The 24,917-nt window shown below is 54.6% G+C and carries 23 protein-coding genes; 6 read left to right on the forward strand and 17 right to left on the reverse strand.

Features of this window, described 5'->3' with window-relative positions; all coding sequences use genetic code 11:
• Window positions 1-3 precede the first annotated feature (3 nt).
• Genes BLR64_RS17200 through BLR64_RS17210 form a run of 3 tightly spaced genes read right to left on the reverse strand, consistent with a single transcriptional unit; the run spans window position 4 to window position 2,310 of the window.
• On the reverse strand, window positions 4-984 hold the full coding sequence (locus BLR64_RS17200) for a phosphotransferase (RefSeq protein WP_090716010.1): 981 nt from the start codon (window positions 982-984) through the stop codon (window positions 4-6).
• Window positions 985-1,044: 60 nt separating this feature from the next.
• Window positions 1,045-1,800 (reverse strand): WecB/TagA/CpsF family glycosyltransferase, encoded by a 756-nt coding sequence (locus BLR64_RS17205; RefSeq protein WP_090716011.1) that lies wholly within the window; start codon window positions 1,798-1,800, stop codon window positions 1,045-1,047.
• A 3-nt stretch (window positions 1,801-1,803) separates the two neighbouring features.
• Window positions 1,804-2,310, reverse strand: a complete 507-nt coding sequence (locus tag BLR64_RS17210) for an NUDIX hydrolase (protein WP_090716013.1) — start codon at window positions 2,308-2,310, stop codon at window positions 1,804-1,806.
• A gap of 148 nt (window positions 2,311-2,458) precedes the next feature.
• Here BLR64_RS17210 and thyX point away from each other — a divergent pair, with 148 nt between their 5' ends.
• A complete protein-coding gene (gene thyX / locus BLR64_RS17215) occupies window positions 2,459-3,160 on the forward strand; it encodes an FAD-dependent thymidylate synthase (RefSeq protein WP_090716014.1) in 702 nt (233 codons plus the stop codon).
• Window positions 3,161-3,260: 100 nt separating this feature from the next.
• Here thyX and BLR64_RS17220 read toward each other — a convergent pair whose 3' ends face one another.
• Together BLR64_RS17220 and helD are read right to left on the reverse strand one after the other, a co-directional pair.
• Window positions 3,261-3,941 carry a GNAT family N-acetyltransferase gene (locus tag BLR64_RS17220; protein WP_090716016.1) on the reverse strand — a complete coding sequence of 227 codons (681 nt, stop codon included), beginning with the start codon at window positions 3,939-3,941 and terminating at the stop codon, window positions 3,261-3,263.
• 122 nt (window positions 3,942-4,063) lie between these two features.
• A complete protein-coding gene (helD, locus tag BLR64_RS17225; RefSeq protein WP_090716017.1) occupies window positions 4,064-6,499 on the reverse strand; it encodes an RNA polymerase recycling motor HelD in 2,436 nt (811 codons plus the stop codon).
• A 468-nt stretch (window positions 6,500-6,967) separates the two neighbouring features.
• Here helD and infC point away from each other — a divergent pair, with 468 nt between their 5' ends.
• Window positions 6,968-7,495 carry a translation initiation factor IF-3 gene (infC, locus tag BLR64_RS17230; RefSeq protein WP_090716018.1) on the forward strand — a complete coding sequence of 176 codons (528 nt, stop codon included), beginning with the start codon at window positions 6,968-6,970 and terminating at the stop codon, window positions 7,493-7,495.
• Window positions 7,496-7,835: 340 nt separating this feature from the next.
• Here the strand turns inward: infC and BLR64_RS17235 are convergent, their stop codons facing one another.
• The 10 genes from BLR64_RS17235 to mutT form a co-directional block, all read right to left on the reverse strand.
• Window positions 7,836-9,350 (reverse strand): HAMP domain-containing sensor histidine kinase, encoded by a 1,515-nt coding sequence (locus BLR64_RS17235; protein ID WP_090716019.1) that lies wholly within the window; start codon window positions 9,348-9,350, stop codon window positions 7,836-7,838.
• Window positions 9,351-9,369: 19 nt separating this feature from the next.
• On the reverse strand, window positions 9,370-10,047 hold the full coding sequence (locus BLR64_RS17240) for a response regulator transcription factor (RefSeq protein WP_090716021.1): 678 nt from the start codon (window positions 10,045-10,047) through the stop codon (window positions 9,370-9,372).
• Window positions 10,048-10,082: 35 nt separating this feature from the next.
• Window positions 10,083-11,105, reverse strand: coding sequence for a DUF4097 family beta strand repeat-containing protein (locus tag BLR64_RS17245; RefSeq protein ID WP_090716023.1), 1,023 nt, complete (start codon window positions 11,103-11,105; stop codon window positions 10,083-10,085).
• 232 nt (window positions 11,106-11,337) lie between these two features.
• On the reverse strand, window positions 11,338-14,085 hold the full coding sequence (locus BLR64_RS17250) for a galactose-binding domain-containing protein (protein ID WP_090716024.1): 2,748 nt from the start codon (window positions 14,083-14,085) through the stop codon (window positions 11,338-11,340).
• 372 nt (window positions 14,086-14,457) lie between these two features.
• Window positions 14,458-14,745 (reverse strand): alpha/beta-type small acid-soluble spore protein, encoded by a 288-nt coding sequence (locus BLR64_RS17255; RefSeq protein WP_090716026.1) that lies wholly within the window; start codon window positions 14,743-14,745, stop codon window positions 14,458-14,460.
• Between the two features lie 31 nt (window positions 14,746-14,776).
• A complete protein-coding gene (locus BLR64_RS17260) occupies window positions 14,777-15,712 on the reverse strand; it encodes an ADP-ribosylglycohydrolase family protein (protein ID WP_090716027.1) in 936 nt (311 codons plus the stop codon).
• A gap of 98 nt (window positions 15,713-15,810) precedes the next feature.
• Window positions 15,811-16,812, reverse strand: coding sequence for a Gfo/Idh/MocA family protein (locus tag BLR64_RS17265; RefSeq protein ID WP_090716029.1), 1,002 nt, complete (start codon window positions 16,810-16,812; stop codon window positions 15,811-15,813).
• A gap of 82 nt (window positions 16,813-16,894) precedes the next feature.
• Entirely contained in the window at window positions 16,895-17,245 is a 351-nt protein-coding gene (locus BLR64_RS17270) for a DUF1648 domain-containing protein (RefSeq protein WP_090716031.1), read from the reverse strand.
• Window positions 17,246-17,249: 4 nt separating this feature from the next.
• Window positions 17,250-17,573 (reverse strand): nucleoside triphosphate pyrophosphohydrolase, encoded by a 324-nt coding sequence (locus BLR64_RS17275; RefSeq protein WP_090716032.1) that lies wholly within the window; start codon window positions 17,571-17,573, stop codon window positions 17,250-17,252.
• Between the two features lie 17 nt (window positions 17,574-17,590).
• Window positions 17,591-17,989: an 8-oxo-dGTP diphosphatase MutT gene (gene mutT / locus BLR64_RS17280; protein ID WP_341833390.1), complete on the reverse strand. Its 399-nt coding sequence runs from the start codon at window positions 17,987-17,989 to the stop codon at window positions 17,591-17,593.
• Window positions 17,990-18,126: 137 nt separating this feature from the next.
• Between mutT and BLR64_RS17285 the strand changes: the two genes are divergently transcribed.
• Window positions 18,127-20,268 (forward strand): peptidoglycan D,D-transpeptidase FtsI family protein, encoded by a 2,142-nt coding sequence (locus tag BLR64_RS17285; RefSeq protein ID WP_415841099.1) that lies wholly within the window; start codon window positions 18,127-18,129, stop codon window positions 20,266-20,268.
• Window positions 20,269-20,414: 146 nt separating this feature from the next.
• On the opposite strand, the gene BLR64_RS17290 is transcribed toward BLR64_RS17285, so the two are convergent.
• Entirely contained in the window at window positions 20,415-21,140 is a 726-nt protein-coding gene (locus BLR64_RS17290) for a YceI family protein (RefSeq protein ID WP_090716035.1), read from the reverse strand.
• Window positions 21,141-21,308: 168 nt separating this feature from the next.
• On the opposite strand from BLR64_RS17290, the gene BLR64_RS17295 reads away from it, so the two are divergent.
• The 3 genes from BLR64_RS17295 to BLR64_RS17305 all read left to right on the forward strand — a co-directional run bounded on the left by BLR64_RS17295 (window position 21,309) and on the right by BLR64_RS17305 (window position 24,011).
• A complete protein-coding gene (locus BLR64_RS17295; RefSeq protein ID WP_090716102.1) occupies window positions 21,309-21,989 on the forward strand; it encodes a response regulator transcription factor in 681 nt (226 codons plus the stop codon).
• A complete protein-coding gene (locus BLR64_RS17300; protein WP_090716037.1) occupies window positions 21,977-23,386 on the forward strand; it encodes a HAMP domain-containing sensor histidine kinase in 1,410 nt (469 codons plus the stop codon). Before BLR64_RS17295 ends, BLR64_RS17300 begins: the two co-directional genes overlap by 13 nt.
• Before the next feature lie 124 nt (window positions 23,387-23,510).
• Window positions 23,511-24,011, forward strand: a complete 501-nt coding sequence (locus BLR64_RS17305; RefSeq protein WP_090716039.1) for a hypothetical protein — start codon at window positions 23,511-23,513, stop codon at window positions 24,009-24,011.
• Window positions 24,012-24,093: 82 nt separating this feature from the next.
• On the opposite strand, the gene BLR64_RS17310 is transcribed toward BLR64_RS17305, so the two are convergent.
• Window positions 24,094-24,888 carry a DUF6612 family protein gene (locus BLR64_RS17310; protein ID WP_090716041.1) on the reverse strand — a complete coding sequence of 265 codons (795 nt, stop codon included), beginning with the start codon at window positions 24,886-24,888 and terminating at the stop codon, window positions 24,094-24,096.
• Window positions 24,889-24,917: the final 29 nt, after the last annotated feature.

The raw sequence follows: 24,917 nt of genomic DNA on the forward strand, positions 1-24,917 counted from the left end.
CTGTCATCCATACAGCGGGGCTGTCACCATCTTCATATATTTGGCCAGATCCGCTCTGGCTTGTCCGTTCTGCTGCCATACTCCCAGATTCCAGCACATAAACCGGAGGCCAAGGAAACGGGAAGCCGCCCGGAACAGCATGGCATAATGCTGCTGCGGGATTTCGTAGCCCAGGCGGCCAAGATGTCTCCGGTAATCCTCCGCCTGCTGCAGCGTCCCGCAGCGCATGGGGATGTCCAAGAACAGTGAGCCGTATCGCGCCTCCTCCCAGTCGATGTAACAAATCTCCGCGTCGTCCTTTACAAGAACATTGCCCGGGTTCAGATCATTATGGATCATTGTATACGTGTCCGTATCATGGATTACCGGTATCATGTCTTGTACAACCCGTTCGGCTATCCCCTCAATTGCCGAAAGGGTTTCCGGCCCGAATGCTTCGGCAAAAGCGGGATTCTGCCTGGCGTATTTCCAGGAAACGCTCCAGTTTGTATGAATAACCTCCGACAGATAGGCTTCGTTAACCTGCGGCAGCCACGGCAGATCGCATCTGCAGCCTAGATTCACGTAATGGATATACGCCAGCGCCTCCATCTCCTTATGCTGCAGTGCAGGTACATTCAGCCTGCCATAATCGGTCCGGCAGTCTGCATCTTCAATGCACAGCAGGCTTCGTCCTTCATGCAGCGGCTGACCCGAGAGGCTGAACGGAACCTTCGCCCCCTGGGAATAGAGCCTGGAGAGTGCCGAACGCTCCACAAAGGTAGCCTGCTTCGTGATCAGAGAGACCTCCTCTTTCGGAGCGGCTCTGCCTGTCATTCCCGGCCCGGACTGAAGCCAGACCTTATTGCGCGTTAGCTCAACGGCCTTTGACCCCAGATTCATAGGGGTGCTCTCGATCTCCAGCACTTCAGCTTCGGACGAGATAAAGCAATAGACTGTATCCTTGATCAGGCCGATCCTTTTGCTGCTGTCGGTCAATTGCATGGGCACTCTTCCTTCATTGTAATGGCGGTTCGCATTTCCAAGTTCAACCCTGTATCCTCTTTAGTTCCCTTTCCGGATCATCGTCCGGTAGACAAATTTGGGAAGCGCAGCCTGTCTGCGCCAGCGGGACTTCTGGCCTTTGGCTACAGGTGCAAAAAGCAGCCGGTGAGCCCACTCCAGATTGAGCTTTTTCCAGATAGCGGGGGCCGGCTTTACCTTTCCCGAGATGACATCCAGGCTGCCGCCTACTCCGAATGCCAGCTTTACCCCCTCCAGCTCTCTGCGGTGCTTATGCAGCCACTTGTCTGAATAAGGTGCGCCCATGGCAAGGATCAGTACATCCGGCTTGCTTTTCCAGATATCTGCTATAATCCCCGGTTCATCCTCCGCGCTGAAAAAACCGTGGTGCCGTCCTGCAAGCTTCACCTGCGGATAACTGCGGACAATCTGTTCCGCTGCCTGTACGCTTGTCCGCTCATCCGTCCCCAGAAAATAAAAGCTCCACCCCTGCTCATTCCCTTGTGCAAGCAGCCGCAGCAGCAGATCATAGCCCGTGACGCGTTCAGGGACGGGTTCACCTTTTCTTTTGGCCGCAAGCACAATCCCGATACCGTCGGGTACAATCAGATCTGCAGAGCGGATAATTTCCTGCAGCAGCGGATCTGACTGACTGGCCAGTGTAATTTCCGGATTGGCTGTAATCAGATGAAACAATCCGGAGTTCTCCTTGTTGATCTGCTCAGCCAGACAGGCTACCGTTCCATCAAGCGTCTTTCTGGAAAACGGCACACCCAGAATCGAAACATAACCGCTCATCTATTAATCCTCCCAATCTTCCAATACGCTCCAGGCCATGGCAGGCTCTCCCTGCAGCGAATGCATAGTGCCCGTAAAGATAGATTCGTTATGTACCGCATGTTCAAAATAATGCTGCAGCACAGCACGTGTTGATGCCGTGACATGCATGCCGTCAAGCTTGCCGGCTTCGAGCCACAGCAGCTCTCCTTCTTCACCGGAAACCAGCCGGCTTCCAGATGCAACAATCCCCATGAATATGTACTGTATGCGAATCTCCTGCCCGGCCTTGAGCCGGTTAATGATATAGCGGAGCTTTAAGCCTCCGACATCCGGCTCCGCAAGCCCTGTTTCTTCTGCAATTTCCCGCACACACGCCTGCCGGGGATCGCCGAATTCCCCTTCCTCTACATGGCCTCCAATAGGAACCAGGTGTCCGCCCAGAAAACGGCTGCCGCTCTTTTTTTGCAGAAACAGCATTTCCCCGGCTTCATTAAACAAAAAGGCAACTGCCATCTGTCTGAGTCGCATACTAAATCACTCCACTCCCCGGATACGAACAAGCAGGGAAATTATACCACAATATATCCCAGCCGCTCAGCCAAAAAAGCCATATGCAGGAAAAGTATTCCTGGCAGGTGAATAAGAGTAAAAGCTTAATCTATTGGAGGCTGATGAAATGTTGATTAATGTGCTTGATAAGGGATATGTCCGGCTGGTCAATCATATGGGCAGTGATCTGACCGTTGTGAATGCAGCGCGGGTTTCTTATGCCAAACAATCGGAGGAGCTTAGTGAAAAGGATATCCGGCTGATCCGGTTTCTGGCCCGGGAAGGCCATACTTCACCGTTCAGACATGCTGTCATCCAGTTCGAAATCTATGCGCCGCTGATGGTCGCCAGGCAGTGGTGGAAGTATGTGGTCGGTTCGGCCCATTACGAGGGCACCGGTGACAGTCTGGAGGCCTGGAATGAGTCCAGCCGCAGGTATATTACGGAGGAGCCGGCCTTTTATCTGCCTTCGGGCGGAGAGTGGCGGAGTGCACCGGAGAATTCCAAGCAGGGCAGCGGCAGCCTGATTGCCTGGGAGCTTGGGGAGAAATATACGAAAGAGCTGATGGATTACACTGAACTGGGTATGCAAAAATATGAAGCTGCCCTCGCGGACGGCATCTGTGCAGAGCAGGCACGTTTGTTTCTCCCTGCCTACGGCCTGTATGTCCGCTGGTACTGGACGGCATCCCTGCAATCGGCCGCCCATTTCCTGCAGCAGCGGCTGGAGCATGATGCCCAGAAGGAAATTCAGGATTATGCCAAAGCCATCCTCAGCATGGTAAAAACGTTATTCCCGGTTGCTGTGGACGAGCTGCTGTCTCGCTGAATGATAGTTGTCCTCAGTGCGTACGGAAATCCCGTAATCCGCCATATACAACAACACCCCCGCTTCGAGTGCAGGGGTGTTGCTTCATTACATAGAGTTTCTACTCAGTAAACTTTAACAGCCTGCTCCTCAACAAACCTGCCAACACGCTCCGTGTATTCAGCCCACCGGTGATCCTTATTTTCAATAACCAGCTTCGGAAGGCGTTGTCATTTTCACCACCCCCAACTTGTTCCCTGGTCAGCACATACATCTCTTCTCCGTTACAGTCCGCGTAATCTCCGGTCAGGCCTTCGAGCACACGGTCCATTTTGAAGCCGAGCCTGCCAAGAATCTTAACAGAAGCTGTATTCCGCGGGTCGGCCTTGGCATATAACCGGTCCAGCCCGATTACCCCAAAGCTATATTCCGCCAAGGCCGCAGCCGCTTCAGCAGCATACCCCCGGCCCCAGTACTGTCTTCCGATCAGATAATACAGCTCTTTGTCAGGCGGGCAAAAATCAAGTGTGCCTACACCGCACCAGCCGATGAATGCACCGGACTCTTTTTCCCGGATGGCGAACGAATATTTAAAAGCTTCATCAAACGGTGTGCCGTAGCTGCTGATCAGCCAGTCAAAAACCCCCTGATAATCCTCAGCGGAAAAGACATCCATATGCATATACGTAAGCACTTCCGGGTCCTGCATCAGCTCAAACGATTCCTGCAGATCGCTTTGGATATATGGGCGGATAATCAGCCGCTCCGTTTCCAGGTGCATCACGGATAGAGCCTCTATCATGGCCATTCCTCCTGTTTCTTTCAGGCAATATGAGCTAAGCATAATCCGGCGCGCTGGCAGGTGCCAATGTAGAGTTTGCTTTTAACTGAGTTTACCCGCTGCTTATGGCCCTTATATCCTGCTTAATCAACAGTCCTAGTGTCATACAAGGATTCGTCCATTCCCTGAATAAATGGTGTCCAGTCCCCGGACGAATAGAGCATTAATTGATGCATTGCACGCGTACATGCTGTATAAAAAAGCTTCCGCTCGCTCTCCCGCCGATACGTCTGCGCAGAAGCATCATAGATCAGCACGGCGTCGAATTCGACACCTTTGGCGAGGTAGGCGGGGAGGACCAGAATTCCTTTTTCAAAAGTGAGCGTATCCTTCGTAACCAGCCGCAGGCCTTCAGCGCCGTGTGAAAAGAGTGCCTCATAGGCTTCCCGGCTTTCGTCAGCTGTTTTGGTAATGACTGCAATGGAATCGAGGCCTTCCGTCTTGAGCGCAGCAATATCCTGCATCATCCGTACCGTACGTTCATCGGCACTGCCCAGCTTGATGAGACACGGCTTCCTGCCGTCCCGCTCAAACGGGATAATCCCCGCCTCCGGCAGCATGGATTTCGTAAACTCCACAATCTGGCGGGTGGACCGGTAGCTCCTGACAAGGGTGATCAGAGCCGTCTCTTCTTCACCGTACAGCTCCGTTAAAGATGAGTCTGCCTCAGCCAGATTCGTCGCCTGCGGAAAAATCGCCTGCCCGAAGTCGCCGAGCACAGTCATCCGCGCCCTTGGAAACAGCTGCTTCAGAAAAGCATACTGAAACGGAGAGTAATCCTGACCTTCATCTATAAAGAGATGTCTGACGATAGTATTCGTCCGCGTCCCTTCAATCAGCTCCTTCAGGTACAGAAACGGGGTTGCATCCTCATAGAAAAGCTCAAGCCGGTCCAGCTTTTGCTGCGTCTGCCCGCAAATGTCAGCCCACAGCTCCGGCACAGCTGCATTTCCCGTCATCTGCTTGTAAGCCTCAGCATCCTCCGCAAACAGCTGGCTGTATAGTCCGGTTACATCTATAAATTTCAGGCGTCTGACCTCCCGTTTCAGCGGCTTGAAGCTCTCCTTCACAATCAGCCGGAGCAGCAGCTCCTCCTCCTGGTCGGCGTAATCGAACACGTTCTCTTCGCCCTGCTCTTGTCCGCGCAGCTCCCCGTAGATTTCCTCATATTGCTCTGCGAAATCGAAGACTGCCGACTGCCGCTGCACTTTTTTGAGCAGGGTGCTGTAGGCTTCGGCATATTGCTCGGTATCGAGATAATCCAGCTCATCGCGGGCCCAGTCCGCCTCCAGCTCCTTGACTTCAAGCGCCGCCAGCTCCCGCAGCAGCCAATCCCGCAGCAGGATAATCCGGTTAGCCAGACGTATAGTAGGAGCGTAGCTGTAGAACTGCGATTTCATCTGTGCCGCCGTAATCAGCTCACGGTCCCGGAAGCGGATGCTGCGGAACAACATGCCCTCCTGTCCCAGCCACAGCGCGTAGCTCCGGAGCGCCTGCAAAAAATCACCGGAAGCCTTATAGGTCATCCCGCTCATCCGCGCTTCATAACCCGGAGCTGTCTCAGGACTCATCGCATATTCGATCTGCGCGAACGGGTCCTCCAGCCGGAACTCTGTCCCCAGCCAGTGCTCCAGATATTCCTGGAAGGTCGTCTGCTGCATATTTTCCTCTCCAAGCTCAGGCAGGACAGTGGATACATAGCTGTTAAACATCGGATTCGGCGAAAAAAGCACGATCTGATCTGCAGTGATCCGGTCACGGTGCTTATACAGCAGATAGGCTACCCGCTGCAGCGCCGCGGAGGTTTTGCCGCTGCCGGCCGCGCCCTGGACAATCAGCATGCGGCTTTTGTCATCACGGATAATCGCGTTCTGCTCCTTCTGGATGGTAGCCACAATGCTCTTCATCTGAGAATCGGCACCCTTGCCGAGCACCTGCTGCAGCAGCTCATCACCGATGGTTAGGCTTGTATCGAACACATTCTGGAGCTTGCCGCCCCGGATCTGATACTGCCGCTTCAGTGTCATCGTTCCTGTTATTTCTCCGCTCGGTGTCTCATAGGCTGCAGCTCCGGGTGAATGGTCATAATACATGCTGGCAATCGGAGTGCGCCAGTCATAGACCAGAAAGTCCAGGCCGTCTTCAGTGGCAAAAGAGGCTACGCCGATGTAGACTTGCTCATAGCCGCCCTGCCCCTCCTCCTGAAAATCAATGCGTCCGAAATACGGGGACGGCAGCAGCCGCTTCATGCTCTTGTAACGCTGCATCCGCACCCGGTGGCTGCGCTCCCGCTCCGACAGCAGCGCTTCCTGCTGCTTGATGCTGTAGAAGGTCTCTTCAAAATCCTCGTCCGTGCTGGTATTAACGGTAACCTCCTCCCAGAACCGCTTGCGGATCTCCGTTACCTGCTCCCGCAGTCCGGACACTTCCGGTTCAATTCCGGCAATAGCTGTCTGCAGCTCCCCCGTTACCAAATCCAGCCTTTCCTGCTCCCGCTGCCAATCCTCCGCATGAATCATCCGCTGACACACTCCTTTTATTAATCTGGTCTGCCTTCTGCAAAAAAATCAGGTTTGACAAAGCTGCAATTCCTATGGTAAGATTAAAGTGTAAATAAGATGTAATACTTATGTCTTAAATTAAGAGAAAATAGTGACGCTGTTTAACTATATCACAATGGATTTTATCGTGCAACGGATTTTATATACGTGGACCCGGCAGAGACTGCCGGGTCCTTTTTATTCAGTTAGGGATTCTGGCGGAGATTCGGCGGGGTTCTGGCGCGGATTTCAGGGCGGCTCGCAGGCGGGAATTTCGGGAATCTAGGAGCAGGCTTGCAGGCGTCGATTTAAGAACAAGCTTGCAGAACAGGCTACGGGCGTCGATTAAAAAACAGGCTCGCGGGCGCAGCTCCGCTCTGCTGATTGAACGGCAGGCCACTTCCCGTTATGATAACAGTATCCATGTTTGCAGGAGGTTAACGATCAATGGCAGTATTCATGAACGAACAAATACGGGCGTCCGAGGTTGTGCTTACCGGACTCCGGGGCGAGAAGCTCGGCATTGTCTCCAGGGAGGAAGCGCTGGCGCTGGCCCGGTCCCAGGGGGCTGATCTGGTCTGCACCTCGCTGATGAGCAGCCCTCCGCCCTGCACCCTGATGCCCAAGGGCAAAGCAAAGGCTGCGGCCCAGAAGGAAGCGGCTTCCGCACGCAAGGCCGGTTCCGGCCAGAACGCCGGGCGGAGCGGCGGCAAAGACAAGGTCAAGGTCAAGGAGCTGCGCTTCACCGCCCATATCGAGGACCACGATTATGACACGAAGCTGCGCCAGGCGGACAAGCACCTGCGCTCCGGCAAGCCGGTGCTGCTGAATGTTCAGGCTTCCGGCGCCAAGGAAGCCGCTGCTGCCAAGACTGTAATTGAGCGGCTCGTCGCCGATCTGAAGGAAGCCGGAGTCAAGGACACCGGCATCCAGAGCGGCGGCAAAGGCTCAAAGGTGCAGCTGAATCCGCGCTAAGCTACGCGGCAGCTGAAAAAAGGGTCGTCATAACAGCCGGATATGGCTGTTGTGACGACCCTTTTGTTGCGGGATCAGTCCGGAAAGGTCTAACGGACCGAGATGACCTTATTCTGTGGTTTACCGGCATTTGCGAAAGCTAACGGACACTACAGGCGTTATTTGGCATAATTTCGCAGAAATCACCGCTTTTTCGTTACAATAACGGCAGCTGAGTCCGTTAGAAACTCAAACCGCAGGAGAATAGAGAAATAACGTCCCCTGGGTCCGTTACGATCCGGAGATGATTACACCCTCGTACAGCTGCAAACCAGCGATATTCTTACTCTACCACGTACAACTAAATCCCCAACCCTTGATCCGTCCCCCGTACAAATGACAGCACCACTTTGGTGCCTGCCCCCTCTATACTCTCAATGGCGATCGAGCCTCCGTATCGCTCCATAATCGCCTTGGCGATGGCCAGCCCCAGTCCTGATCCGCCTTTGGCCCGGCTCCGGGATCCTTCCGCCCGGTAAAAGCGGTCAAAAATATGCGGGAGCTGCTCAGATGAAATTCCGATTCCCGTATCCGTCACAGATACAATGACCTGATCCAGGTCTATCTCATGCGCAATACGCACACTGCCGCCTTCAGGTGTATATTTCAGCGCATTCTCCACAATGTTGCGCAGCACCTGATAGCAGGCGCCGGCCGGCATCCGGACCGGCAATGGACCGGCATCCCCTACTTCACCGGCGCTCAAAGAGACACCGGGACCTACGTGCACGGTCTGGGGCAGAAGCTCATGCAGTATCTGCTGCACATCACATTCTTCCCCGGCTCCCCCTGGCACCGCCTCCTCCGTCTCGGCCAGCAGCAGCAGCTGGGCGATCAGCTCCCTCATCCGGCCCGCCTCATCCATCATGTAGCCCAGCGATTCCTCCAGCACCTCCGGCGACTGCTTGCCCCAGCGCTGGATCATATGGGTATGCCCTTCAATGATGGCCAGCGGTGTCTTCAGCTCATGGGAAGCATCCGCCACAAAACGCCGCTGCTGCTCAAAGGATACACTCAGCTTTTGCAGCAGCGCATTAAAGGTCGCCCCCAGCTGATGCAGTTCATCCTGCGCTGCAGGCAGCGGGAGCCGGCGCGACAGATTGGCCGCCCCGATGCTCTGCACTTCACCAATCATGCTGCGGATCGGCTTCAGGGCGGAGCGGGCGACCAGCCACCCGGCCAGCGCTGCTGCCCCGGCCGCCAGCAGCAGGCCAAGCAGCAGCAGCCGGCCTACTTCGCGCGAGGCTGCCGCTGCTGCAGAATCCCCGCTGTCAGCCAGCCGCAGGGTTACCGTGCCAAATGCCGGCAGGGTCAGGCTGCTTACAGCCTCATAACCCCCGGCCCGATCCGACTCTGTACCTCCTGAATCTGCCACACCGTTCCCCGTCTCCGCACCGCCAGGCAGCATCGCATCTTTCCATGTCTCCACATCGCCTAATACCGCAGTGTCCTTCTCTGCAGCTGCACCGGCTCCCGACGCAGCGCCCTCCTCCGCGAGCACCCGCCCTTTGGCATCCAGCAGCTGCAGCGTCTGGCCTTCATCCAGATCAGCGGCAAAGGAAGACAGATCCGGCTTCAGCACCGCCGCCGCCCCGCTCCCTCTTCCGAAGCCGGGTCTTAGCAGCGAGGGCAGGAAGGTAACCTCCTTAATCTGCAGCTCGAACTGCTTCAGCTTTTCGGTGAGCAGCTCCTTCTCTTGCTTCTGTGTCCATTGGCTGAAAGTAATATACACGAAGCCGCCAAGCACAGCCGCCACAATCAGGGAGGCCAGTGCAATGGATGCACTGACCTTGCGGGAGAATGTCCATCCCTTCATTTTTCGTTTACCCTCCCCGTCAGTCCCTCAGAATATAGCCGCTGCCGCGGACTGTATGGATCAGCTTGTCCACGTAGCCCTCATCCACCTTCATGCGCAGATAGCGGATATAGACATCCACTACATTGGTTTCTCCCTCATAGGAATAGCCCCAGACCAGATTCAGCAGCGCTTCCCGGTTCATCAGCCGGTTCTTGTTCTGCAGCAGGCAACGGAGCAGCTCAAATTCACGCTGTGACAGCTCGATATTCTGACCGGCGCGGGTTACCCGGTGCGAAGCTGCGCTGAGCGTCAGGTCTTTGGCTTCCAGCAGATCCACCGGCTCCCGGCTCTGCTGCAGCCGCCGCTGCAGGGAACGCATGCGGGCAAGCAGCTCCTCAATGGCGAACGGCTTGGGCACGTAATCGTCCGCGCCGGTATCCAGCCCCCGCACCCGTTCGCTGATGGTATCGCGCGCGGTGATCATAATGATCGGCGTCTGCTTGACGGTGCGGATTCTTTTGCAGACTTCAATTCCGTTAATCCCCGGCAGGTTCAGATCAAGCAGAATAAAATCATAGCTGCCCTGTATGGCCTGCTCTGCACCAGCCAGCCCGTCTCTGGCAACGGTAATGTCATAGCCCTCATAAGCCAGCTCCAGCTCCAGCAGCCGGACCATGGCCGCTTCATCCTCAATAATCAGGACATGCTCCTTCATACTCAAACGTTACTCCACCTTCTCACGCTATCAAATTAATTGCTGTGCTGAAGAGACAAGCCGGCCAGCGAAGAAGCCTCAATGCGGTACGTTCCGGCACCGATGGTTCCGCTGACTCTCCCGCCCTTTACCGTTAACGGGAACTCCGTTTCCGGCTTCCCGAACGTTGCACTTGCCTCCACCTGCACATCCGCCTGCTCAGGCCAGGCCAGGCTGACATTACCTGCGGTATTGGACACGTCCCAGTGGCCGCCGACTTTTGAAGTTTCAATATGGATATTGCCTGCAACGCTTTCTGCCTTGATGGAGGAGTAAGCATCCTTAACAGTCAGATTGCCGTTTACAGTCCGGATATCCAGCGGTCCTGTAACTTTTGTAGCTTCAATGTTTCCGTTCACTACAGAGGCTGCTGCGCTTTTCCCGGCACCTGATAGCGTAACTACCCCGTTGTCCGTATGCAGGTTGAGCTCGCTCCCGCTCTCTTTTGCCGTAATATTGCCGTTATCTGCAGCTAATGTAATCATCCCGCCCGCTGTCACTTTAGACAAACGCACATTTCCATTGTTAAGCTCCGCCTTCACACCTGATTTAACAGCCTTGGGAAGCGTAACCGTCAGATGAATGCTGATATTATAGCGGCTGCTGGCTGCCTCACCGTAGGTCTTGATGCTGAGCTCCTTGCCTTCTTGGACCTTGATTCCGCTTTTGGCGGCTATGTCCTCTGCTTCTGTACGGGATGCATGATCGACTACCACCTTTGTATGTACCTCTATCTGTGTGCCGCTGCCCTGCTTCAGTTCAATGGAACCGTTCACGCCGGTAATAACGATCATCTCTGTGTCAGCGCCCAATTTGATGCCGGTTGTCCCTTTGTCAAAAGAATATCCGGACTCTGTCACCTCAACCGCAACAGGCGTCTTCACCTGCCCGGCCGGCTTCGCTTCAAAAACAGCCTCATCCAGCTGCCGGGCAAGCACCTCACTTCCGAACCCTGAGCCTGCATACAGCAGCACTGCTGCCGCAAATCCCGCCGCTGTCATTTTCACAGATTTTTTCATAACCCTTATTCCTCCCCATCCCTTGTGATTGTTCGGCTTAATGGTATACCACGAAGGATGAGAAAGGCTTTGCAGCCAGATTAGAGTTTGATTAGAAGGGCAAACCTAAGCTTTTTCCTAATATGTAATAACATACCACTGTAAAAGCGAATCCGTCTATTTCAGCACACACCATATTCGCATTGCCAAAAAGACCATCCGAAACCGGATGGCCTTTTCTATATAACATCTCTTACCAGTTGTTCCCCGAACCTGTGGCGGTGAAGCTGGCGGAAGCATTCACAAATGTACCGGCTGGCGCACCAGTAACCGTATTGCTGTTGAACACCGAGCTGCCGGTTGCCGAGCCGTTGATATATACGCCATAGGTTCCGGAATTCAGGATTGTGTTATTGGTATACGTGACTGAAATATTCGGAGCAGGTTCTTCCACAAAAATCCCCGAGTACGTGCTGTCCTGAATCGTATTAGCGGATACGTTAACTGTGAGGTTCTGCGCCTTGCCGCTGTTGTTCAGCCAGTAAGCCCAGATTGCGCCGATCTGATAGCCGTAATCACGGTGGGCTGAGCCTGTTCGCAGCAGCTTGTTCCCCTGAATGGTCAGCGTGCCGGTCATGAACGGAGGATTGAAATTGGTGCCAAAAGAGATTCCGCCGCCTGTCCGTACAGTGTCCGTAAGCAGGTTGCCGATCACCTTGTTGTCCTTGCCGCCGTAAATGGCGATGTTGTTGGCCAGGGTCGGAATCTGAACAGTATTGTAGCTGAACGTGTTATTGGTATTCAGAAAAGCGTCGGACCACATAGCCATGCCGTCGTCACCGCTGTTGCGCACCGAGTTGTTCGTAACGGTAGAGTTTGAAGTGCCACGGTGCAGGTTGACGCCGTCCGCCCAGACATTGCGAATTCTGGAGTTGGATGCGGTAACGTTATCCGTCTGATTCGTGAACCAGAAACCTACTTTTACATGCTCGATCCAAAGATTGGTGATTACTGAGTTCGTACCGTTGCCCTCGACCGCAGTAAGCCCGTTGTAATCGTCACGGATGATGTCGCTGCCGCTGATTTTGAAATCGGACAGGGTTACATTTCCGCCTCTCAGATAAAAGCCCGCATAATTGCCGGACAGGGTGGAGTGCCAGATGCCTGCCCCTTTTACGGAAACGCCGCTGTCGAGGTACAGTCTTGTTCCGCTGCTGTCATAGCCGGCGCCTTTGCTGCCGTTGTTCAGGTGAAAGGTTCCCGCCGGAATCCATACGCCCTTGTAGGTGCCGCCGGCGTTTTTGACAGCAGCAATTGCGTTGTTAAAAGCTACCGTATCATCTGCACCGTCGTTTGCTACAGCACCATATGAGGTAACAGCTACGTAGTTAGACGGCATAGTGAGCGCCGCAGGAACGGCTTCTGTTTCAAGCAAATCTACTGTGACATAAGCGGTGGAGCCAAAATTCAGGTTGGACGCATTCCGCTGCAGCTTGATGACCGTACCGGCCGGATAGGCTTTGTCGAGCAGGACTGACACTTCATCGTACATATGTGCAGGTGTGGTTGAAGCCGCATTCGGGTTGTTGGACCAGCGGACCTCTCCGCCCTCTGTCCCCCATTCCCCGTAGTTCCAGCTGTATTTGGAAGTCAGATTAATATCCTTGAAAAGCGTTCCGCCTACGTACATGCTGACCGCCGACTCTATGCCCGTTCCGGACGCATTATCCGGGATCGCATAGCGGATGGTCACACCCTGCGCGGGTTTGGCGAGCGTAATCTGCACATACTGGCCTGCGGCGGTCAGCTTGACCGCTTTTCTGCCGGAAGCTTCGGAAGCAAGCTCACCGGCTGTGGTGGAAGGGCCGATGAGCGCACCGGTGTAGGCGGCATTTTCAGCTTCGTAGGTGTCATATGGCATCGTTGCTCCAAAAGCTCCTGCCGATGGCGTTGGCGTTGGAGCCGGCGTGGCTGTTGGTACTGGTGTTGCTGTTGGCACTGGTGTTACGGTCGGCGATGGTGTCGCGGTCGGTGCGGCCGTTGGGGCAGGTGTAGCTGTCGCGGTCGGTGCCGGGGTCGGAGTAACTGTACCTGAGCCGTATACCTCAAGCTCTGCAGCCTGGCCTCCCGTTGCCCCGCTGTTTGCTGTAAAATTTACTCTCACATATCTGGCTGAGGCTGCTGTAAAGGGAATGGATACCGTGTTGTTTGCAGCGGGGTTAAAGGTGTAAGTCTCGGTAGCGGCAAGCGTGCTGTATGAGGTATTATTTGTGCTGCCCTGTACAGATAGGGTCTGCATTCTTGTTCCCCAGCCGGACGGAAGCTTGAGCACTACAGTGTGAACCGTCTGTGTACTGCCCAGATCAACGGTCAGCGTGTTCGGGTAGCTGTTAGCTGCCCCCTCGTAGTAGCTGGATGCATTCCCGTCCACCGCATTAGCTGCGGGAAAACCGGAGAAGACGTTGTTTGCGGTAACACTTTTGTTAAGGGCCAGGTTGGCTCCCAGTGACAGATCCAGCGACAGATTGTCCAGATTGACGTTGCCGGTGTCTGCTGTATCAAACTTGTAGGTGATTGTGCTGCTGCCTGCACTCAGGGCAACCGTCTCCGAAGCAGTTCCCCAGCTGTTCCAGTCGGCTGTCGCCGGAAGCGAAATTTGCTTCAGCCTGGCGCCGTTCACGTAGAGGCTTAAGGTTTTGGCGGAGCCCGTACCGTTGGCATATCTCAGGGCAGCCGTGTAATTACCTGCAGATGAAGCGCTTACAGTAAACTTCGCTGAAGCATTTCCTTTGTTGCTGTCCGTGAACCCGCCCGCGAATCCGGTCCCGGTGTAGCCGGTATGGTCAGACGCGGCAACTGCCCCTCCTAACAGTACGGCCGACTCCGCCTCATACACTTGTGCCGCCGCCAGAACCTGTGGAGCTCCCGGAAATTGCAGCGCCACAAGCGCCAGTACCAGAAGATAGACCAACAATTTGCCGGTGCTTAACCTTTTTAACATTATAATCCCCTCCTGTGTGTAATAATCTGAGTGCTGCCTGCGGATCATTAGAATATGATCGCATATTGCGGAAGCAATTTAATATTAAAATGTTTTGGCGGTATTATCCGGACCTTTGGCGGTGGAATCCGGACGTTTGGAACGGCAGCCTGGTAAATATAAAAAAGCCCCGCAGGGTGCGGGGCTTCACTTATACGGGTGATCAAGCCAGACGCGGCGGCTCCGGACCGGGCTTGTCGATGGCTGCTGGCCGAGCAAATGGGCGGCGCGGCCGGAGCAGCCATCCATGCCGGGCTTCTCGAGATCCGGGTGGAGCTGCCGTTGGCGGCCAGAACCCTGTAAAAGTGCGCGTGATTAATGCTATGAATGCTGCTATTTAAGACTGCCCTTCTCTGCAAGCTGCTCCTGGGCCAGGCGGATCATTTCCCTGACCATGGAGCCGCCGATCCGGCCTCCGATATGCCCTGCCTCTTCGGTTGTCAGGTTACCGTTATTGCCGGACTGCAGCGGAATGCCAAGCTCCTTGGCTACCTCATATTTCACATCATCCGGGTGATTCGGATCCACCGCGTAACCTTCGCGCCTCATTACATCCGCTTTGAAGTTCTGCATGCCCTGCGCTGCCCCCGGTACTGCATATTTCCGGTTTCTTCTTGCCATCCTGCTTCACTCTCCCTTAGGGTTATTGGTTCTAATTTTGCCTAAGGTTATTCTTTGTATTCAACAATCTTAACGAGTAATCATCGATCAGACTGCGCATGGCAAGCTTGGACACCCAGCCTTCCGGAATGCCGCTCAGCCCGTAATAAGCTCCGGCAATCTGGCCGTATACCGCTCCGGTGGTGTCGGCATCATTGCCCAGATTGACAGCGAGCAGCGCCCCCTCGGCAAAACTTTCGGAGCGGTGGAACGCCCATAGCGCCGCCTCCAGTGATTCCACAACATAGCCGCTGCCCTGGATTTCCGGCGGCTCCTTATGTTTATAAGTGCCTTGCTTGATATCCAGAATATGCGGTGTCAATTCATCGTCTTTCAGCCAGCCTGTAAAGGCTTCCGGGGCCAGCATTTCCTCCTTGCTGCAGCCGTGCAGGCCGGCCAGAATATAGGCGGCCATCAGGCGGCAGGCGCTGAGGCATTCCGCTGCTCCGTGGGTAGTCCTGGAGCTGAGCGCCGCATAGCGGATAGCATCAGCCGGATTAGCCGCATAATACAGCACAACAGGAGCAAGCCGCATGATCGAGCCGTTACCGGCGGCCAGCGGGTCAGCGGAGCCGCTGTAGGCCCCGCCGCCGGCTTCATATTTAAGCAGCGCAGCCCGCGTGGCATTGCCGATGTCAAAGCATTCCCCGGTGCTGCTCAGATATCCTTCGCGGAACCATTTCAGGTACCTCTGCATCTGATCGGCGGGATCAAAGCCCTGCTGTTCCAGCAGGCTTTCCGCCAGACAGAGTGCCATTGAAGTATCATCGGTCCACTCTCCTGGCTGCAGTCCAAAGACCCCGCCGCCGATAATATCGTCCATAGTCGCAAAGGTACCCGGGGCCTTGAACTCCACGGTCGTTCCAAGCGCATCGCCGGCGGCCAGCCCGTGCAGGCATCCCCGATAGCGGTCTTTAATTAATGCCATTAAATCCTCCTCCTTAGGATTGATGTAATAAAGCGGCCCTCAGAGCTATTAAACACATTCTCTCTGAGAGCCGCCGCAGATATTATAAGACCATAAGTTTATTTTTCCCCGGGATATTTAAGTCCCCATTGGCCCCGGACCTGATCCAGCAGCTTCATTATGGCTACTGACTCGTCCAGCGTCATGACCGGACTTTCAGTCAGGCCAGCCTGCAGGCAGCGGCCTACCTCCTCTGCCTCAAAGCAATAGCCGTCCGAAGCCCGCTCCTGCTCAAAGGACTCTGCCAGCTCCCCGCCGATGTACAGCTCAGCTGCCCGAGGATTCACCAGCGTGTCTTTGACAACAATATAGCCTTCGGTTCCGAAGACATGCGCTTCCTCCGTCAGTGTGAGCCGGATACCGCCGTTCAGCGAAGCGCTTTTACCATCCCCATAGGATAGCAGCAGCGAGAAGTGCTCATCCACTCCGGTCTCCCCGATATGTACAGTACTGGATACTGACTCCGGATTCGGCCCCAGGATCATGGAAGCGAAGGATACCGGATAAATGCCGACATCCAGCAGCGCGCCGCCGCCCAGTTCAGGATTAAGCAGTCTTCCCTGCGGATTCCAGTCTGAGCGGAAGCCGAGGTCAGCCTTGACCAGACGGACATCCCCGATCCGGCCGGCCGCGATCCATTCCCGCACCTTCACGATGGCCGGAATATAGCGGCTCCACATGGCTTCCATCAGGAACAGCTTGTGTTCACGGGCGTAAGCCACAACCTCTTCAAGCTCTGCACTATTTACGGTGAACGGTTTCTCGCAGAGTACCGCCTTGCCGGCGCGCAGGGCCAGCAGCGCATTCTCTTTATGGAACGGATGCGGAGTCCCGATGTAGATCGCATCCACCTCAGGATCGCTGACCAGCTCTTCATAGGTAGCGTAGGCTACCGGAATGCCATGGTTCCGGGCAAATTCATCCGCACTTTCCTGCGAGCGTGATCCGACGGCATAAGCGACACCATTGCTGGCATGAGCCAGATCCGTTGCAAACTTATGGGCAATCCAGCCGGTGCTCAGAATGCCCCATTTTATCTTGTAAGCGTTATCGTTAGTCATTGTTGTTCCCTCCTGCCCAAATAGTTGTTGCTCCTATTGATTCTATCAAACTGCGCTTCATGTGTAAAAGAATGCTGCCGGCTTATACCATAGCCAGCAGCGTATATATGGCCAGCACTGAAAAGCCTGCTGTGACCAGCAGCGTGGCCGCGTTCCAGACCCGGTGAACCACAGCCAGATTTTCAATATAGCTGCGCAGGAACAGCCTCCGCAGCAGCAACTGAAGCAGCTTGATCATACCGAAGCCGAGCCAGCCAAGCAGACTGATCAGAATAATCTCATAGCTCCCTTTTAAAGCGAACCGGTCTGCCACTGCACCATCGTAATGCACGGGGACAAAATCAGGCATCCGCCGGTATAAATATATATAGAATAATACCGGAACAGTAGCAGCAACAGCACTAAGCGAAAATGTAATCTTGTTTTTGAACATCGGACTACTCCTCCGTATGCAGCAGAAAAACTCGGTTATTAAACCCGCCCCGCTGTGCCGCCTTCTCTGCACGCATTTGCTCCAGCAGTATGCTGTCTCCGCCATGCACCTCAGCAAGCGCCCGGATCACCTCCAGCAGATCAGCGAGCTCCTCCAGCGCATGCTTGTCCTGCTCAGCCCTGAAATATTCCTCCGTTTCCTCGCGCAGCTTCGCCCTCAGTGCCTGTATGTATTCTCCGGTGTCCATTATCCTCGTAGCACATGTCTTTCCCTGCGAAGCAATCAGCGCCGGAATACCGTCCCTGACAAGCTTGTTATATTCGGTCACTATAGATCATCCGCCTTTCAGCTGTTCATTTTGTCCTTTATCAGCCGCTCCACAAAGGGCAGATCCGCCGGGGCAAAGTCATATTCCGCCAGCTCATGCCTATCCACCCAGCTGCAGGCATCATGGTCACTCATCCGGAGCTCACCGCCGGTATATTCCGCTTTCCAGGCGGTCAGCCTGATTCTCAGGCTGCCATAATCATGTTCATGGCTGCCAAAAGCCTCATAGGGCCGGATGCTGATATTCAGCTCCTCCATCAGCTCCCTGTGCAGACACTGCCGGGCATCCTCGCCCTCCTCCAGCTTGCCGCCGGGAAACTCCCATAGTCCGGCCTGCGCTTTGCCCGGCTTCCGCCGGGCGATCAGCAGCTTTCCCTCTTCATTATGGATAATCGCCGCAGCCACTTCAATCATCATTTTTCGCTCCTTTTATCCCGTTACCCGGAACTGATGGAATATGCCGTATAGTGGTTTATTATGGTAAAATATGATCTATATACCGTTTCGATGGTTCATAGATTGATAGAGCAGATATTTCTGCAGGGAGGCTAGCTGTGAAAGATATTTTCAGGCCAAATGCTATGGAAGACGATCCGAAACCGAATCAGTCACTCAGTCTGCGCATCAATATCTTTTTCTTCAGCACGTTTATTATATTCTGCATTATTATTGTCCGTCTTGCCATTATTCAATTTGTCGAGGGCTCCACGCTCACCGAGGCCGAAGCCAGCCGTGATACCAAAAATGTGCCGCTTGCCTCCATCCGCGGGACCATTTTCGCGAAAGGCGGAGAGAAGCTGGCTTATTCGACCCCGGTGCAGACGCTGTATTTTTCCCTGACGGCCGAATACGCCCAGACCGCGACTGACAAAGACACCGGCATTACCGCACGTACTCCTGAGGCTGTTGCCAAAGCGGATACGCTGGCTGCCGCGCTGGCTGCTGATTTTGCCAAATACGGCGCCAAGGTGCCTGAGGATCAGGTGCTGACCAAAGCGGCTATTCTCAAAGCGATGGACCTTGATTCCAAGGTATATTCCGGCTTCATGCCGCGTCCGGTCAAACGGGGTATGAGCAATGAGGAAATTGCCTACTTCATGGAAAACAAGGACAAGTATCCGAATCTGACGGTTAGCGAAGAGGACGAGCGCCATTATGATCCGGACACCGTAGCCGTACAGACGGTCGGATATATCAAGCCCTTCAAGAAATCAAAGGAAAGCTTTGATATGTATCTGAACATTCAGGCAGCTATGAGGAATGATGCTGATCCGGGGCTGGCCTACCGGGACGATGAGTTTGTAGGGTTCGACGGGCTTGAGCTGCAGTACCAGCGCGAGTTACGGGGACGAAACGGCTACTTGAGCGTAGCTGTTAATGCCAAGAATATGGCTGAAGGCATCGTGGAGACAGTACCTCCTGTCAAAGGCAATAATCTGTGGACCACCATCGACAAAACCATTCAAATGAAGACCGAGCAGGCTATCCTCGATCAGATCAAGTGGGTTCACAGTAATCCTGTGCAGGGAAAAGTTCATCCTGACGCCAAAACCGGCTACGCAGTGGCAATGGAGGTCGATACGGGTAACGTTGTAGCGATGGCGAGCATGGAGGATTATGATACCAACCTGTGGACTACAGGCACGATGCCTGCTGACGTGTGGAATGAGCTGAAGCAGAATTATCAGAACGGCGCAGTAACTCCAATTTCCTCAGGCCGCTCAGGTCATAATTTTGACTCAGCGGTATTGCTCGGTTCGGTAATTAAGCCGCTGACTGTACTAATCGGGCTGAATGAAGGCTTTATCACAACCAGTACGAGCTATACCGACAAAGGGAGCACCACCTTCGGGCGGGCCGGTTATGAAACTACGGTCCGCAATTCCGGCGGCCATGCCTACGGGTACTTTAAATCTCCGGCTGTAGCCATCGAGAAATCCTCCAACGTCTTTATGATTGATATGGTCGGCAAAAAGCTCTACGAAAAGTATGGCTCCAAGGGCGTCGATGTATGGGATAAGTATATGAAGGAGTTCGGGCTTGGCGAGCCGCCGGAGAGCGGATTGCCTAAGGAGCATAGGGGCGTAATTAACTATTTCAAAGAAGCGGAGAACGGGAGTCCCCAGTCTGCGCTGGTCTATGCCTCCTTCGGACAGCAGGGACGGTATACCGTGCTGCAGCTTGCCCAGTATGCTTCCACACTGGCTAACCGGGGTGTACGGATTAAACCGCAGCTGGTCAGCAAAATTACAGATCCGGCCGGAAACACCGTCAAAGCCTTCGGCCGCGAGGTGCTGAGCGAGGTTACTTTTAACAATGCTTACTGGAACGAAATCATCAAGGGCATGAACACGAGCGTTACTGCTTTTGAGGATTTCCCGTATGACTTTGCCCGCAAGACCGGTACGTCCCAGCAGGAATATTATGAAAATAAAAGCAGCCACCTGGCCGATAACGGCGTATTTATCGCCTTTGCCCCGCGCGACAAGCCCAAGCTGGCGGTCGCCGTAGTCATTCCAGAGGGCGGCTTCGGCTCCAACAGTGCTGCTCCGGTAGCCCGCAAAATTTTTGACGCTTACGACTGGGAATACGGCCTGGACGGTATTCCGAAGAAGAGCCTTCCGCAGCCGGAGAGCACGGCGGACGGGGCAGCGGCGGCAGACGGAGCTGAAACGGATCCGGAGCAGGAAGATTAGCCAATGGATGTATTTATTAACCAGCAGGCTGATGTGTGCCGGGATTTGCAGGATCAAACAAAAACGAGCCCGTTCCGGAAGCGGAACGGGCTCGTTTTTTCATGCTATTTTATAAAAATAGTAATAGTGTCCATTTATATTAAGGGTTACTTGTTCAGCACAAGCTCCAAACGCACCTCAAGGTCATTCTCCGTCTCCATTACGATGTTGTGGGGACTGGTCAGGCCGAAGTCGGCAAAGGTAACCGTTGTTGTTCCTGACAGCATAAGCTGTCCCCCGCTGTATACCACCTGCGAATCAAACACAACGTCCTTGTCAATTCCCTTAACGGTCAGCGTTCCCTGCATCTGAACAGGCACCGCTGTACCTTCCGTCCATTCGGCCGGCAGCTCGGAGAAGGAGCTTACGACGAAGGTCGATTGCGGGAATTGGGCTGCATCCAGGAAATCAGCAGCTTTTATATGCTCGTCCCGTTGTCCGTTTCCGGAATCCAGCGCACTCATCTCAATTGCACCTTCACCGGTCATTGCCGCTGCATCCTCCAGATTCACATTCCATGTCCCTGTAACCGACGGATTGACGAAATTCACTGTTTCTTGGGAGGTTGTAACCGACCAGTATACCTTCGATGTATCCGCTACGCTCCATGCACCGTTCAATTGTTCTGCCGTAACCGCTGCGCCTGCCGTTTCTGCCGCATTCGCCGCTGCCGTTCCCGAGTTAGCTGCGTTAGCTGTTGTCTGTTCCTGTGCAGGAATAACCGACTCGATCTCCACGTTATTGCCCAAGCTGTTGTTCAAAAGCACAAAGGCTGCAATGGCTCCTGCGGCAACGACACCGGCAGCTGTCCATATCCATGTTTTTTTCTTCATTATTATTCCCTCCATCCAGGTATTTTCTCTCTGCCTTGTCCGGCTTGAACCCATTCTAGCAGAGCAATATGTCGGGAATAAGTCGAAGCACCCAGCGGTGGAATGTGGTAAAATGGTCGTGATTTTAAGTAATTCCGATTGATCAGTCCGCAAAAGGAGGGCTATGACCTGAAATCCATTCTGATTGTTGAAGATGAAGAAGCCATTGCCCGCGTGCTCAGCGCCTATCTGAAAAAAGCGGGCTACCACGTCACCCGTGCCGCCGACGGGCGGACGGCACTCGAAGCGTTCGGGGCATCGCCTCCTTCTCTTATATTGCTAGACATTATGCTGCCGGAAATGGACGGCTTCGAGCTGCTGGGCCAGATCCGCAAAATCAGCAGCTGCCCGGTCATCATGCTGACTGCCCGGGACGGCATCAAGGACAGGCTGACCGGGCTTGACGGCGGTGCGGACGATTATATGTCCAAGCCGTTTATTCCCGAGGAGGTCGTCGCCCGTGTAAATGCGGTGCTGCGCCGCCCTTCCCAGTGGTCTGACGGCAGCGGCAAGCGCCATTTCGGCAGCCTGTTCGTTGACTTCAGCGCACGCAGCATCTTCCTGAACGGGGCCGAGGTCAATCTCAGCCCGCGCGACATGTCCGTGCTGCTGTTTCTGGCTGAACGGCCAAACCAGATCTGCACCCGGGACCAGCTGATTGAGCAGGTGTGGGAGATGGACTATGACGGCAGTGACCGCGCTGTTGACCTGTCGATCAAGCGGCTGAGGCAGGCACTCTCGCACTGGCCTGCTTCAGAAGGGGAAATCCGCACCCTGCGCGGGACGGGGTATCAGCTATGGACCGAATAAAAAAACAGCGGAAACGCACTTCCATTCTCACCTACTGGACGCTCCGCTACATCATCATTATCAGCACCGGGCTGCTGCTGACGGCGCTGTTGACCTTCTGGTGGATTCAGCAGGAGGCGATGAGTAACCGGATGCAGACCACCGGGCTATTGGCCCAGGAAATTGCCGACCGCAGCGTCAGCAGTGACGGGACGATGCAGATCAGCCCGACGCTGGCCAAGCTGGTCGAAGACCGGAAGCGGTTCTTCAAGGTATCACTGGAAATGTGCGTCATTGTGACTGACCCGGCGGGCAAGCTGCTGTTCTCCGATCCGCCGCTGACCCAGGAAGAGATGCATGACAAGCTTAACGATACTTTAACTGATGCCCGCAGTCCGGAATTCAAGGCCGCGGTTGCCCAGATCCGGGAAGGCGGCGAGACACTGGGGCAGGTTATCGTGCTTCAGTCCAAACGCTCGCTGCGGCATATTCCGCAGGAGGAGATTATTTTCTTCTCCATTATTGTCCTGTTCCTGATTATTCTCAGCTGGCTGACCATCTATCTGTTATCCGGCAAGCTGGCCAAACCGATTCAGCGGGTAGCCGCAGCCGCTTCGCAGATCAGCAGCGGTGAATATAACATCATTCTGGATACGGGGGCCAAAGAGCGGGAGATTCATGAGCTGCTTGTCTCCTTCCAGGAGATGTCCGGCAAGCTGCAGCAGTTCGAGCAGTCCCGGGCGGTCATGCTGGCCGGAGTATCCCATGAGCTGAAGACGCCGGTCACCTCCATCAAAGGACTGGTCCACGCCGTGCGGGAGGGTGTCGTTGAGGGTGACGAGGCGGATGAGTTCCTCGACATCGCCCTGCAGGAGGCGGGCCGGCTGCAGCGCATGGTCGCCGATCTGCTGGATTACAACGCTCTGACCGCCGGCATCGTTGCTGTCCGCCATGACCGGATAGACGTTGTTCCGCTCCTGTCGGAAATCATCTACCAGTGGAGGCTGACGCAGGCCGATGAGGTAATTGAGCCGGTGCTTGAGCTGCCGCAAAAGCCGCTGTATGTGCGGGGTGATCCGCTGCGCATCCAGCAGATTATTGTCAATTTGCTGAACAACAGCGTGCAGGCTGCACCGGCGGGAGAGCCGCTGCAGCTGACGGTTAAGCTCAGCAGGCTTCCCCAGGGATATGCGGAGATTTGCATCACTGACGACGGGCCAGGCATTGCCCCGGATATCAGGGATAGGGTCTTCGAGGCCTTCTTCCGCAGCAGCAGCAAGCAGAGCCAGCTGCGCGGCCTCGGGCTCGGCCTGACCTTCAGCCGCCTGCTGGCTGAGGCGATGGGCGGCAGCCTCATGCTCGGTGAACCACCGGCTGAAGGCTGTACGTTTGTGTTCACGCTGCCGCTTCAGCCCTAGCGTCCATTCAGGCTCGTAAGCAATAGCACCACGCGGGCGAAGCAGTAGTACCGCAGCCTGCGCACATGGTATAATCACTTGCACGGGCTTTACATTAAGATGAACCGTGAACCGGAGGCTGTATATGCTTACTTTTGAACAGAAATTAGCAATCTTTGATTCCTACCCGGAGCTGGAGCGGAGAAATGTCTCGCTCGGCCGGGTGAACTACCATTTCGAGGGAAGCCGGCATGAGAAGAAGACCGTCGCCTCCCACCTGCATCCGAACGGCAACGGTTTTGTCTATGCCGGGCTGCTGCGCGGCTATGAAACGGACGGCAAGGGACTCGTCAATATCCGCGACTACTCCGAAGCTGAGCTGCGTGAGCTGATCACAGCTTCCATCGCCTCTTTGTCGATGTACATTCCGGAGGCTCCTGCACCAAGCAAACGCAACAAAAAAGCGGCGGCAGCTGCCGGTGCAGAGACCCTGTGGGTTAACGCTGACGGCAACATGCTTAGCCTCAGATTTGAAGAGGATCTGTGGTACCTCTACGCCGGTCTGCAGCTGGAGATGGCTTTTGAAACCATCGAAGAGGCTGAGGAGTACCTGGCGGAAGAGGGCTTCCGTCCGGCGGGGAACTAGACCTCCGCTGCGAGACATCAAAAAACCTGTACGCTGCAGCGGATGCTGCGGGGTACAGGTTTTTTTGCGGTCGCACGGCCGCCTACTCCGCAGCCTTCAGCGCTTCCTCGGGAATTACGATTTCCTTAACGGTGTTATATTGCCCGATTGAGGTTGTCTGCTTGACTTCCCTGTAGGTACCCTCACCTTCCAACTGCTCTTCGGTTACCAGTTCTTCAACTGTCCCGGTTGGCCAGTATGTCTGCTTATTTACGCGGTATTCAAGACTCAGGCTCTTGACCAGCGCAAGCTGCTCACCGGCTAAATTGTCACTGCTGTACTGAAGCTTATAAAAGTTCTCCAGTTCCTTGGTCTCCTCACCGGAAAGATGAGCGCTCAGAACATATTCGTCCCCTTCCTGGGACACATTCACATAAGGGAGAATCGTCTTCAGCTGCTCCATTCGCTGCACTGGGCTGGATTGTACCTCCGCAGCAAATTTCAAGTCTTCCAGCATAGTATCCGGCATTTTCCGCCAAAAGCCGTTGTAATACATATAGTAGCCGCTGTCCGTCAAATAAGACTCTGCATCCATCGGTTGCTTATCGTCTACAATTGTGGAGCCTGTCTGGTGCAACTGCAGCGGGTTTAAAATATACTCTGATGTTGTCGCCGTTTCTGAGATAATCTCTTTAACCCCAATGTCGGCCGATATTTCGGTTGTAATCTTGGACTGTGACTCCTGGACATAGCTGTTCAGCCCGCTGCCTGCTTCAGCGATTCTATCTATTAACTCTTCCGCATCCGGAAGCTTCGTATCCGGTTTTCCGCCATCCGCACAGCCCGTCAGGCTAACCGCGATCAATGCAGCCAGCATACCTTTTCCCCACTTCTTCACAATGTAATCCTCCCGTATAAACTTTAAAT

Origin of the sequence: Paenibacillus typhae (assembly GCF_900099765.1) — a bacterium.
Taxonomy (GTDB): domain Bacteria; phylum Bacillota; class Bacilli; order Paenibacillales; family Paenibacillaceae; genus Paenibacillus_AQ; species Paenibacillus_AQ typhae.

Coding starts and splice junctions, on each gene's coding strand:
- BLR64_RS17290 (WP_090716035.1), bottom strand. CDS start 21,140: ATGAAGAAAAAAACATGGATATGGACAGCTGCCGGTGTCGTTGCCGCA.
- BLR64_RS17200 (WP_090716010.1), bottom strand. CDS start 984: ATGCAATTGACCGACAGCAGCAAAAGGATCGGCCTGATCAAGGATACA.
- BLR64_RS17300 (WP_090716037.1), top strand. CDS start 21,977: ATGGACCGAATAAAAAAACAGCGGAAACGCACTTCCATTCTCACCTAC.
- mutT (WP_341833390.1), bottom strand. CDS start 17,989: ATGATGATTGAAGTGGCTGCGGCGATTATCCATAATGAAGAGGGAAAG.
- BLR64_RS17245 (WP_090716023.1), bottom strand. CDS start 11,105: ATGAAAAAATCTGTGAAAATGACAGCGGCGGGATTTGCGGCAGCAGTG.
- BLR64_RS17250 (WP_090716024.1), bottom strand. CDS start 14,085: ATGTTAAAAAGGTTAAGCACCGGCAAATTGTTGGTCTATCTTCTGGTA.
- BLR64_RS17220 (WP_090716016.1), bottom strand. CDS start 3,941: ATGATAGAGGCTCTATCCGTGATGCACCTGGAAACGGAGCGGCTGATT.
- BLR64_RS17240 (WP_090716021.1), bottom strand. CDS start 10,047: ATGAAGGAGCATGTCCTGATTATTGAGGATGAAGCGGCCATGGTCCGG.
- thyX (WP_090716014.1), top strand. CDS start 2,459: ATGTTGATTAATGTGCTTGATAAGGGATATGTCCGGCTGGTCAATCAT.
- helD (WP_090716017.1), bottom strand. CDS start 6,499: ATGATTCATGCGGAGGATTGGCAGCGGGAGCAGGAAAGGCTGGATTTG.
- BLR64_RS17265 (WP_090716029.1), bottom strand. CDS start 16,812: ATGACTAACGATAACGCTTACAAGATAAAATGGGGCATTCTGAGCACC.
- BLR64_RS17205 (WP_090716011.1), bottom strand. CDS start 1,800: ATGAGCGGTTATGTTTCGATTCTGGGTGTGCCGTTTTCCAGAAAGACG.
- BLR64_RS17235 (WP_090716019.1), bottom strand. CDS start 9,350: ATGAAGGGATGGACATTCTCCCGCAAGGTCAGTGCATCCATTGCACTG.
- BLR64_RS17305 (WP_090716039.1), top strand. CDS start 23,511: ATGCTTACTTTTGAACAGAAATTAGCAATCTTTGATTCCTACCCGGAG.
- BLR64_RS17255 (WP_090716026.1), bottom strand. CDS start 14,745: ATGGCAAGAAGAAACCGGAAATATGCAGTACCGGGGGCAGCGCAGGGC.
- infC (WP_090716018.1), top strand. CDS start 6,968: ATGGCAGTATTCATGAACGAACAAATACGGGCGTCCGAGGTTGTGCTT.
- BLR64_RS17210 (WP_090716013.1), bottom strand. CDS start 2,310: ATGCGACTCAGACAGATGGCAGTTGCCTTTTTGTTTAATGAAGCCGGG.
- BLR64_RS17270 (WP_090716031.1), bottom strand. CDS start 17,245: ATGTTCAAAAACAAGATTACATTTTCGCTTAGTGCTGTTGCTGCTACT.
- BLR64_RS17260 (WP_090716027.1), bottom strand. CDS start 15,712: ATGGCATTAATTAAAGACCGCTATCGGGGATGCCTGCACGGGCTGGCC.